Below are 9,777 nucleotides of genomic sequence, written 5' to 3'. Positions count from 1 at the left end.
CCAGAATTTGCTTTTCTTAATTGTTTTAAAAGCCAGTCGGGTTTACAAGTCACAGGCAAAAACTTTCCTTTCACCTTTAACATCTTGCTGAGACGTCCCATTTACCACTAAGCATAGATTCAAGATCATAAAGAGACTTTTCATAAGACAATACGGTTAAAGAACCTTTTAACATCCTCCCATTCAGTTTGGCCAATCGGAGATTGTAAAGACTCTTTTAAGATGACAACATCCTTTAGCCCTTTTTCGGCTTCATCGAAAAACACAAGACCTCTTTTTATGTGGTAAGAATAGTCTTCTGGGACTCCATACTTTTTAAGAGTTGCACTGATCAGTTGATCCAGCGACATACCAGTTTTTTCCATTATAGCCTTTAAGTCTACAAAATCCTTTGCCGTTCCTCTCTGTACTATCGCTACTATCTTCATGGCAGCGATATCTGTAAAAGAGGTCAGGGCTATTTTGTAAACAGAATCATAATAAAGAGGCTCAAGGAGAGGATAGGGATAATAAAACAGGCTTAACCTTACGCCTTCGACCTCTACTACGAAGGAATCTTTATCTGAAACATTTTCTATCTGGACTGTATGTGTTTCCCTTACTGCATTTACGATTGGACCCGTAAGAAAATGCTCTTCTGTAAAAAGGTCTATATCTATCGAAATCCTGTGGCCCAAATAGAGGGTAACAGCAGTGCCACCTGCCAGATAGGTATTATGAGGTAAAGGGAAAGAACTCAACTTACTTAGGAGGAAGGCCACATGTTGGGGGACTGCATGGTAAAACATCGTGTTTCCTCCCTTTTAATATTTAGATAGAGGCACCAATAGTTGACCGTTTTCGGAGAAAGATAGGTGCTCTTTCTGACGACCTCTGATATGGTATCTCTGTCATAGGTTTTAAGCACAAATTCTACCTGTTTATCTCCTCCATGCTCAAGCAGGCGTTCAATAATCAGGAAACTATCCTCCTTGATGTCCAGAGACTCGATCATAGTCCCCCATAGGCAGGGCCGCAAAATATTATAAACCTCTTGTGTAAGCATGTTTAATTATATCATAGAATGAAAAACTATCTTAAATTTTTCAAGGTAGAGGAATGAGCTTTTTTGAACTATGTGTTGTCTTTAGTCCCGAATTTGCCTCTCTTAATTGTTTTAAAAGCCAGTCAGGTTTGTTACTTAAATGTAATTGCTGTTCTAAATCCTGGGGCCACATTTGTGTTCTTCTTGCTGCTCTACCTTTTCCTTGATCATCCTGACAAATTTAAGTGCCTCATTCTTATCGCTGTCAACAACAATCCCCTCAAGCCAAAGTAATTCCTTATCATTCAATGATACAGTAGCACTCATATCGCTTTACCTCCTTAACCACAACATCCTGGACCGGCTGAAGGGCCACAACTACCAAAATTAACACCACTTTTTGATGCAATTGTAATGCCACTGAATACCCTTACCATCTCTTCACTGCTACAATGAGGACATGTCAACTTCAGTCCTTTTTCATATTCAGAAACAGTAGCTTTAACCTCAACCATCCTATCGCAGTCCATACATACGAATTCATAAACCATAACCCTTACCTCCTATTCAGCCAGTTTTTGCCTTAGTGCCTGAACAGCCTGCTGAGGAGATAGGTTGCCCATGGATACAACCTTATCATCAAGGGCAATAACTGGCAGTGCCATGGCACCAAAGGTATTAAGTAGCTTCAGAACCTGACTATCTGAAAGCCTTATACCTTCCTTTTTCACATCTATAAGCCCCACATTAACCCTGAGTTCTCTCTCGATAGTCTCTTTCAGTCCTTTAATCTCCTCCTCTGACTGCCCTATAGGACCGCAGCATGCTGATTGAGGCCCACAGGGATATTCAAGTGGCATCATATAGATTTTTATAGTTTTTACATCTGCTGACATCTTATCCTCCTTTTCGAAACAAGGTTGATTTAAAATAGATTAAACACATACCCTGCTATTACACACCCGATAAAACTCAGACCCACATAAAGGGCAAGTACTTTTGATCTGAAAACCCCTGAAAGCATCATTATTGATGGAAGTGAGAGCCCTGGGCCACCAAGCAGATAAGCCAGTGTTGCACCACCACCCATGCCTTTGTGGATAAAGGCAAGAGCAGTAGGGATCTCCACATAGGTACATACATACGCAAGCACAGCAACTACAGAAGATATTAGTACAGAATTGAGGCTCTCACCACCAACAAGGCTTATGACCACTTTTGTTGGAATCAGAACCTTTATCGCACCAGCAATAATAACGGCAAGGACAAGATAGTAATTCAACTGTAGAAAGAAATCCCAGGCAGTGGCAATAGTGCCCTTAATCTTTTCAGAAAAACTCCTGGCGACGTCCCCTCCAGGAAGAACCATACATGCACCTATTGCATCTGCGGACATCGAAGTTGTTTCAGGTAAGTGCCACCTGCCCCCTCTGTCTCTGTCAAGGACTCCTGCTTCTCCAAGGAGAAAGAGCTTCTCTTCCTTACCTGGAGCAAGTTCCTGTGTTGTGAGTCCTTCAGGATGGCTTGTGAGCTTCATTGCCATATCGAAGGCAAACTGCTGTAACTCAGGGGAAAGCCTTGGCGTAATATTAAGTTTAACAAGCCTTCTAAGAAACCTCTGTTTTCTCTGCCACCTTGAGAGGACATACCCTACACCAAGAGCGATTCCAAATGTGCCAAGTAGCCTACCAAAGGCTAATGGCCATCCGAGGACACCTCCGGTCATAAAGAGCGCTGCTACGTTTAGCATTGGTGCTGCAATAAGAAATGCCATTGTTGGTCCCAGTGGGATGCCTGCCTCAACCATACCTGCCAGAACCGGAACAATACCACATGAACATATAGGAATTATAGCACCTGCTACTGTAGCAATAAAAGTTGCCCCGAGCCTACCATAACCCATCTTCTTCTTAACCTTTTCCCAAGGGACGAAAGAGACCAACGCACCTGCGATCAACATCCCCACAATCCAGTACTGAAAAAGCTCTACATGGACTGCTGATGCCTTTATAAAGATATACCAAAGCACCTGTGGTATATTCCATGAAAAAGGTGTCTCTATCTCAACAAGCCTTACCTCATCGCCTGTAATACCTTTTGGCTGTAAAAGGCCGTAATAGTAAAGGGATTTGAAAGATAGGTTGTGAGAGTAAACATATAATAGCCCGCTCAGATAAAGAATTACGACAATCAACAGGTATATCCTTTCCTTTTTGTCAGGTTTTCTAAACATAATTAATTACCCTTCTGTAACAGTAACCGGCTTGCTACACTTTCCCATTCTTTACTCTTAATCCCTATAACACATTTTCCATTTTCTCTGAGGGAGAGCCTCTCCTTTAATCGTTTTTGATCCATTGAAAGAGTCTCGTCTTTAATGTTGTATAGTGCCTGAATGATGGTTCCATGAAATTCATTCTCCGGCTCTGCAAGTGAATAAAAGACCCATCTGCCGTCTTTTCTCTCTTTTACAACCCCAGCATTTTTAAGCTCTTTTAGTTGTTTTGAAACATTGTACTGAGACTCCTGCAGACAGTCCACAATCTCACATACACATAACTCCAGACCTGCCTGCATAAGTATCCTTACTATCCGTACCCGTTTGCTGTCAGAAAGTGCCTTGAAGATATTGGTAATCTCCTTCATATTCATATATGCACTATTAAGCATATAATATACCCGGTAATTTTGTCAATACATTATTTTAATTTATCGAATTATACCTTCATTTGCCCCATATTTTTACCAGAGATAATAGGATTGGCTATAGCCTTTAAAATGAATACCTTGCGTAATTCAGGTTCAAGGGATTATAATAAGTCCATGGCGGACTTTGAGATAATTGATGTAAGAGCAGATGTTGGGCTTATTGCCTATGGGAAGGAACTCAAAACCGCATTCGAGAATGCGGCGGCGGGGATGTTCAGTATTATGATAGAGACAGAAACTATCATCGAGAAGGACTGCTTCAATGTTGAAGTCGGGGCAGAGAATATAGAGGATCTCCTTGTCGCATGGTTAAACGAACTGATATACCTGTTTGAGACAAAGGGATTCGTTCCTGCAAAATGTAATATCAAAGAACTCAGCGAAACCCATTTGAGGGCCAAGGTCTTTGGTGAGGGTTTTTCATCCGAAAAACACAGACCGAAGACTATTGTCAAGGCAGCTACATACCATGATCTGGAGATAAAAAAAGATGATTCCTCCTACAGGATAAAGGTTATACTTGATGTTTAATGGAGGTTAAAAGATGACAGAGAAATTCAGGAAGATAGATGACTACAGATGGGAGGTTCCTATAGGTTACAGAGCAGGCATGAGGGTGCCAGGGATAATCTATGTAGATGAGAGACTTCTTGAGGAGATTAAGACAGATGAATCGGTTGAGCAGGTTGCAAATGCCGCAACCCTGCCGGGCATTATAAAGGCATCCCTTGCAATGCCTGATATTCATGCAGGGTATGGACTTCCTATAGGTGGTGTAGTTGCGACCGATATAAATGCAGGAGGTATTATATCCCCTGGTGGTGTCGGATACGATATAAACTGTGGCGTGAGGCTTCTAAGGAGTAACCTGAAGAGAGAAGAGATACAGCCAAGGATAAAGGACTTTGTAAGGGCACTATATAACGAGATCCCAACAGGTGTAGGTTCTAAAGGAAAGGTTCGACTCTCAAGGGGTGCAGAGGAAAGGCAGGTCCTTATAAAGGGTGCCAGATGGGCTATAGAGGCTGGTTTTGGAAGTTCTTCTGACCTTGACCGTACCGAGTCCCGTGGATGTATTGAGGGGGCTGACCCTGATGTGATAAGTGAAAAGGCATATGAAAGGGGAAGGCCACAGCAGGGGACACTCGGCTCAGGTAATCATTTTCTTGAGATACAGTATGTAGCAGATATATACGATGAAAAAACCGCATCCGCTTTCGGTCTTTTCAAAGATCAGGTTACTGTGATGATCCATTCAGGCTCGAGGGGATTCGGACATCAGGTCTGCACAGACTATCTTGTGACTATGGAACAGGCTGTACGAAGATATGGCATAAATATCCCGGACAGACAACTTGCATGTGCACCTTACAATACACCAGAGGCACAGCACTACCTTGCTGCGATGAAGGCAGCTGCAAACTATGCATGGGCAAACAGGCAATGCCTTATGTTCTGGACAATAGAGGTTTTTCAGAGGGTATTGAGTATTTCTCCACGAGAACTCGGTATGAAGCTGGTCTATGATGTAGCCCATAACATCGTGAAGATAGAGGAACATGTTGTTGATGATAAGAAGATAAAACTTGCTGTACACAGAAAGGGTGCAACAAGGGCGTTCCCACCTGGACATATAGAACTCCCCCCCGAGTACAAAGAAGTAGGTCAGCCCGTCTTAATTCCCGGAGATATGGGAAGAAGTTCCTTTGTCCTCGTTGGAACACAGCAAGCTATGGAGGAGACATTCGGAAGCACCTGTCATGGTGCAGGGAGGCTACTTTCAAGACATCAGGCAATAAAAGCCGCAAAGGGCAGGGCTATACACAGGGAGCTTGAGGACATGGGGATCATCGTTATGGCAGCAGGCAGGGAGACATTGAAGGAGGAAATGCCAGAGGCATATAAGGATGTCGCTAATGTAGTCAATGTCGTCCATAACGCAGGCATATCAACCCGAGTTGCAAGAATGAAACCCATGGGGGTAGTAAAGGGGTGATAGAACGAATTTCTGTCATTGGTGCTGGCGGCTGGGGAACAGCCATTGCGGTAATGCTTGCAGGAAAAGGCTATGATGTAAGATTGTGGGTGTTTGAAAAAGACCTATGCGATATAATAAAGGATAAGAAAGAGAATTCCATATACCTTCCTAAAGTCCTCCTGCCTGAGAATGTAACTGTAACAAATAGTCTTCAAGAGGCTGTTGATGAATCTGCAATGATTGTTCATGTTGTTCCCTCACAGTTTACGAGGGAGGTTCTAAGGAGACTTGTCCCGAACATAAGCGGTGATCCCATCATTGTATGTTGCACAAAGGGAATTGAGACAGAAACCTTACTCCCTATGTCAGGGGTCTTTAAAGAAACGCTTCCAGAAAGACTACATTCTAAGTTATCATTTCTTTCAGGACCAAGTTTTGCGAAGGAGGTTGTTAAACGACTTCCTACTGCGGTCTCTGTGGCTTCATACGAAAAAGAGATTGGGTTGACTGTTCAGTCTGTATTTAATACATCATACTTCAGGGTCTATACGAATTCCGATGTGATCGGTGTTGAACTCGGAGGGGCATTAAAGAATGTAATAGCTATTGCAGCAGGTGTATCAGATGGCCTGGGTCTCGGTCATAGTAGCAGGGCGGCGTTGATTACAAGGGGATTAACCGAAATAACAAGACTTGGTGTTGCTATGGGAGCAAATGCTTCTACCTTCGCTGGGCTCTCAGGGCTTGGAGACCTTGTGCTTACTGCAACAGGAGAACTCTCCAGAAATAGAACCGTTGGATATAAGTTAGGTCAGGGTATGAAACTTAACGATATACTCTCTGATATGAAGATGATTGCCGAGGGGGTAAATACGACTGCTGCAGCATATCAGCTTTCAAAGAAATATGGTGTTGAGATGCCTATAACTGAACAGATGTATAGGCTTTTATATGAAGATATAGAGCCGAGGGATGTTGTAACCGTTCTTATGAAGAGAGAACTCAAGGCGGAGTGAGAATTCCCCTCACCTTAATCCTCTCCCCATAAGGGAGGGGGGAGGGTGAGGGGTAGAAAATAATAATGGAGAAGGATCAGATAAAAAGACTGTTAGAAAGTGTAAAAGAAAGGGAAATTCCTGTAGATGAAGCGCTGAAGGCGCTGCGGCATCTTCCTTATGAGGATATGGGTTTTGCACATATAGACCATCACAGGTCATTGCGTCAGGGTGTTCCAGAGGCTGTCTTTGCAGAAGGGAAGACGGTTGAACAGGTGACCGCTATTGTTAAGGGAATGCTGAAGGCAGGAAGCAGGATTCTGATTACGCGGGCGAATGACAAGCACTTCAAGTCTGTCAAGAAAATAGCTCCATCGGCAATCCATAATAAAGATGCACGGACTATTGTTATTGGTTCTGAAAAAACAAAAAAAACTAAAGGAATGGTGCTTGTTCTATCCGCAGGGACATCGGATATACCTGTTGCTGCAGAGGCAGCGGTAACTGCGGAGTTTCTCGGTAGCAGTGTGGAGACGATGTATGATGTTGGTGTTGCCGGTATACACAGGCTACTTGATAAGAGGGATAAATTGTTCGCTGCAAGGGTTCTGATCGTAGTTGCTGGAATGGATGGGGCGTTGCCGAGTGTTGTCGGTGGCATCGTGGATAAACCTGTGATCGCTGTGCCAACAAGTATCGGCTACGGTGCAAGTTTTAGTGGTATCTCTGCACTACTTGCGATGCTTAACTCCTGTGCATCAGGCATCGCAGTCGTAAACATTGATAATGGCTTTGGCGCAGGCTGCCTGGCACATAAGATAAATATGCTGGGAGAGTAATTACGATTAGATTGCCATTAAGATCCCAGGTCTGAAGGTTGAGATTTGCCAAAGGTTTCGATATACTCTTTACCACAAAGACACCAAAACTAAAGGTGGTAAAAGATGACCCTGATGATGATAAATTCATAGAATGTGCGATGGCATTAAAAGCAGAAGTCATTTTTGTTAAAGAAAATATTAGTTAAAACTTCTTGATTAAAGTCTATATTCTATATATAATATGTTATAATAATTTTGAAGGAGGTATAACATGTCGATTGCAAAGACAACTATAAAAGGACACGTTGTAATACCCGCTGAACTAAGGAAAAAGTATCATATAAAGAAAGGAAGCAGGGTAAGCATATATGAAGGTGAAGGCGGAGTTATTATAATAAAGCCTCTGCCAGAAGACCCTATAGAGTCTTCTAAAGGAATGCTTAAAGGAGATACATCTATAATAAAAGCACTCCTGAAAGACAGGCGTGAGGAGGCAAGGAGTGGATAGCTCTTATATCCTTGACAGTTACGCCCTTATTGCCCATTTTGAAGATGAATCAGGAGGGGAAAAGGTTAGAAAAATTCTTAAAGCGGCTCAGTCTGGAGAAACAAAACTTTATCTTTCTGTAATAAATCTCGGTGAGATTTTCTACAACACTATGAGGGAGCGAGGCATCAACAAGGCAAATGAAACGAAGTTTATAATCGAACAGCTTCCTATTTCCATAGTTGATGCAGACAAAGCTATAACAATAGAAGCAGCCAAACTTAAAGCGAAACATTCTATAGCATTCGCAGACTGCTTCGCTGCTGCGCTCGGAATTCTTAAAAAGGCGAAGGTTATTACTGGTGATCTTGAGTTTAAAAAACTTGAAAAAGATGTAGGTATTGAATGGTTAAAATAGTGAGCATTTGAGCCAGAATTTAAAAGATTGACGGAGGGGTAATGAAAGAGACGTTAAGGGTCGTAAATGAACTTAAGGAGAAGGGACTGGTTTATGACTATGCAATAGGTGGTGGCATTGCTGCCTTATTTTATATCGAGCCTTTTCTTACCTATGATTTAGATGTGTTTATTATTCCCGTAGGAAAAAGTAGACAAGAAAATCTGATTGTGCTTTCTGATTTATTTGATTACCTGAAATCTCTGGGATATTCATGGAAAGGCGAACATATCATTATAGAAGGCGTGCCAGTTCAATTTATCCCTGCAGATGAACTTGAGAAAGAAGCTGTTGAGGATGCCAGAAGGATAGAATATGAGGGAATACCTGCAAAGGTTGTTCAACCAGAGTATCTTATAGCAATCCTTTTAAGGGCAGGGAGGAAGAAGGATATTGGGAAGGTTGAAAGGCTGATGGAACAGACAGATGTTGACCGAGAGAAGCTTGAATGGCTTTTAAGTCGTTTTAACCTCAAAGAAAAATTCAATTCCCTGAAGGAGGATTAACATATGAGTGAAGAAGATATAAAAATCATTATTGGAGAAGATAGAATGACCACGAGGGGGAGGGTTTTTGAAGGGAAGGCACATTTCCATAAAGAACAAGCCAGATTACCCTTTGAGGAAAAGATAAAGATTCTTGTTAAACTCCAGGAACTGGCAAGTGGGATAAAGGGAAAGGATAGGACTATCTGGAAGGTCTAATAACTCAGAGGGCATAAAGCAGAAATCCACTATATTGAGCCAGATTTTAAGGATTTGATGGAGGGATGAGAAAGAATTGGATTTCTTAGGGGAAAAGAGAAATAATGGAGAGGGTTTTAAAAAGGAAGTGAAAAGTAAAGACATTATAAAAAAGAAAATCCACAATTAGAGTAAGGTTTGAATTGGGTGAGGGAGAAAAAATTTTAAGTCTTAAGAAAAGATGGCTGAATATAGACTGAAGATTTTAGAGTGGCATAGTATAAGGAAAATCAATACACGCAATAAAATTATTGGTATCTCAACTATCTCTATTGGGACATTAAATTCCAACTTAGTGCATCCACGAGAAGTTTTTAAAGAAGCTATTTCATACAGTGCTGCCTCTGTAATTTTAGCTCACAATCATCCCTCTGGCGACCCTGAACCATCTGAGGATGATTTAACGATTACAAAAAGATTAGTAGAGGGTGGTAAAATTTTAGGCATTGAGGTTATGGACCATATAATTATCACAAAAAATGGATTTTTTAGTTTTAAGGAAGATGGATTGATATAAGCCAGTTATATATGTAATATAAATATATTACAATTGTAATGTAATA

Annotated in this window: 15 protein-coding genes and 1 pseudogene; 10 read left to right on the top strand and 6 right to left on the bottom strand. The window is 41.6% G+C overall.

Annotated features, from left to right (window positions below):
• Positions 1–140: 140 nt before the first annotated feature.
• The 6 genes from AB1488_07800 to AB1488_07775 form a co-directional block, all read right to left on the bottom strand.
• Entirely contained in the window at positions 141–788 is a 648-nt protein-coding gene (locus tag AB1488_07800) for a nucleotidyl transferase AbiEii/AbiGii toxin family protein (GenBank protein MEW6410000.1), read from the bottom strand.
• 410 nt (positions 789–1,198) lie between these two features.
• The gene (locus AB1488_07795) at positions 1,199–1,351 is read right to left on the bottom strand and encodes a hypothetical protein (GenBank protein ID MEW6409999.1); all 153 of its coding nucleotides are present in this window, start codon (positions 1,349–1,351) and stop codon (positions 1,199–1,201) included.
• Between the two features lie 14 nt (positions 1,352–1,365).
• A complete protein-coding gene (locus AB1488_07790) occupies positions 1,366–1,575 on the bottom strand; it encodes an FmdB family zinc ribbon protein (GenBank protein ID MEW6409998.1) in 210 nt (69 codons plus the stop codon).
• A 12-nt stretch (positions 1,576–1,587) separates the two neighbouring features.
• Positions 1,588–1,920: a hypothetical protein gene (locus AB1488_07785; GenBank protein MEW6409997.1), complete on the bottom strand. Its 333-nt coding sequence runs from the start codon at positions 1,918–1,920 to the stop codon at positions 1,588–1,590.
• Positions 1,921–1,949: 29 nt separating this feature from the next.
• Entirely contained in the window at positions 1,950–3,257 is a 1,308-nt protein-coding gene (locus AB1488_07780) for a permease (GenBank protein ID MEW6409996.1), read from the bottom strand.
• Positions 3,258–3,259: 2 nt separating this feature from the next.
• On the bottom strand, positions 3,260–3,694 hold the full coding sequence (locus tag AB1488_07775; GenBank protein MEW6409995.1) for a metalloregulator ArsR/SmtB family transcription factor: 435 nt from the start codon (positions 3,692–3,694) through the stop codon (positions 3,260–3,262).
• 108 nt (positions 3,695–3,802) lie between these two features.
• Between AB1488_07775 and AB1488_07770 the strand changes: the two genes are divergently transcribed.
• From AB1488_07770 to AB1488_07725, 10 genes and pseudogenes are all read left to right on the top strand, one after another.
• Entirely contained in the window at positions 3,803–4,264 is a 462-nt protein-coding gene (locus tag AB1488_07770; GenBank protein ID MEW6409994.1) for an archease, read from the top strand.
• A 13-nt stretch (positions 4,265–4,277) separates the two neighbouring features.
• Positions 4,278–5,729 (top strand): RtcB family protein, encoded by a 1,452-nt coding sequence (locus AB1488_07765; GenBank protein ID MEW6409993.1) that lies wholly within the window; start codon positions 4,278–4,280, stop codon positions 5,727–5,729.
• The gene (locus AB1488_07760) at positions 5,726–6,727 is read left to right on the top strand and encodes an NAD(P)H-dependent glycerol-3-phosphate dehydrogenase (GenBank protein ID MEW6409992.1); all 1,002 of its coding nucleotides are present in this window, start codon (positions 5,726–5,728) and stop codon (positions 6,725–6,727) included. The genes AB1488_07765 and AB1488_07760 overlap by 4 nt, the downstream gene beginning before the upstream one ends.
• Before the next feature lie 65 nt (positions 6,728–6,792).
• Entirely contained in the window at positions 6,793–7,545 is a 753-nt protein-coding gene (gene larB, locus AB1488_07755; GenBank protein MEW6409991.1) for a nickel pincer cofactor biosynthesis protein LarB, read from the top strand.
• Between the two features lie 38 nt (positions 7,546–7,583).
• The gene (locus AB1488_07750) at positions 7,584–7,733 is read left to right on the top strand and encodes a hypothetical protein (protein MEW6409990.1); all 150 of its coding nucleotides are present in this window, start codon (positions 7,584–7,586) and stop codon (positions 7,731–7,733) included.
• A 65-nt stretch (positions 7,734–7,798) separates the two neighbouring features.
• Positions 7,799–8,035, top strand: a complete 237-nt coding sequence (locus AB1488_07745) for an AbrB/MazE/SpoVT family DNA-binding domain-containing protein (protein MEW6409989.1) — start codon at positions 7,799–7,801, stop codon at positions 8,033–8,035.
• Complete coding sequence (locus tag AB1488_07740; GenBank protein MEW6409988.1) at positions 8,028–8,432, top strand: type II toxin-antitoxin system VapC family toxin; 405 nt, start codon at positions 8,028–8,030, stop codon at positions 8,430–8,432. The genes AB1488_07745 and AB1488_07740 overlap by 8 nt, the downstream gene beginning before the upstream one ends.
• A 41-nt stretch (positions 8,433–8,473) precedes the next feature.
• Positions 8,474–8,977 (top strand): nucleotidyltransferase, encoded by a 504-nt coding sequence (locus AB1488_07735; GenBank protein ID MEW6409987.1) that lies wholly within the window; start codon positions 8,474–8,476, stop codon positions 8,975–8,977.
• A gap of 3 nt (positions 8,978–8,980) precedes the next feature.
• Positions 8,981–9,175 (top strand): hypothetical protein, encoded by a 195-nt coding sequence (locus AB1488_07730; GenBank protein MEW6409986.1) that lies wholly within the window; start codon positions 8,981–8,983, stop codon positions 9,173–9,175.
• Positions 9,176–9,443: 268 nt separating this feature from the next.
• A pseudogene (locus tag AB1488_07725) lies at positions 9,444–9,731 on the top strand (JAB domain-containing protein).
• Positions 9,732–9,777: the final 46 nt, after the last annotated feature.

Source organism: Nitrospirota bacterium, assembly GCA_040756155.1.
GTDB lineage: Bacteria > Nitrospirota > Thermodesulfovibrionia > JACRGW01 > JBFLZU01 > JBFLZU01.
The sequence above is the reverse complement of the archived record's forward strand: the minus strand, read 5'-3'. Positions and strand labels throughout refer to the sequence as shown.

What these genes read in the sequence shown, in the direction of transcription:
- AB1488_07800 (MEW6410000.1), bottom strand. Translation starts at nt 788, where the DNA reads ATGTTTTACCATGCAGTCCCCCAACATGTGGCCTTCCTCCTAAGTAAG.
- AB1488_07795 (MEW6409999.1), bottom strand. Translation starts at nt 1,351, where the DNA reads ATGAGTGCTACTGTATCATTGAATGATAAGGAATTACTTTGGCTTGAG.
- AB1488_07790 (MEW6409998.1), bottom strand. Translation starts at nt 1,575, where the DNA reads ATGGTTTATGAATTCGTATGTATGGACTGCGATAGGATGGTTGAGGTT.
- AB1488_07785 (MEW6409997.1), bottom strand. Translation starts at nt 1,920, where the DNA reads ATGTCAGCAGATGTAAAAACTATAAAAATCTATATGATGCCACTTGAA.
- AB1488_07780 (MEW6409996.1), bottom strand. Translation starts at nt 3,257, where the DNA reads ATGTTTAGAAAACCTGACAAAAAGGAAAGGATATACCTGTTGATTGTC.
- AB1488_07775 (MEW6409995.1), bottom strand. Translation starts at nt 3,694, where the DNA reads ATGCTTAATAGTGCATATATGAATATGAAGGAGATTACCAATATCTTC.
- AB1488_07770 (MEW6409994.1), top strand. Translation starts at nt 3,803, where the DNA reads ATGAATACCTTGCGTAATTCAGGTTCAAGGGATTATAATAAGTCCATG.
- AB1488_07765 (MEW6409993.1), top strand. Translation starts at nt 4,278, where the DNA reads ATGACAGAGAAATTCAGGAAGATAGATGACTACAGATGGGAGGTTCCT.
- larB (MEW6409991.1), top strand. Translation starts at nt 6,793, where the DNA reads ATGGAGAAGGATCAGATAAAAAGACTGTTAGAAAGTGTAAAAGAAAGG.
- AB1488_07745 (MEW6409989.1), top strand. Translation starts at nt 7,799, where the DNA reads ATGTCGATTGCAAAGACAACTATAAAAGGACACGTTGTAATACCCGCT.
- AB1488_07735 (MEW6409987.1), top strand. Translation starts at nt 8,474, where the DNA reads ATGAAAGAGACGTTAAGGGTCGTAAATGAACTTAAGGAGAAGGGACTG.
- AB1488_07730 (MEW6409986.1), top strand. Translation starts at nt 8,981, where the DNA reads ATGAGTGAAGAAGATATAAAAATCATTATTGGAGAAGATAGAATGACC.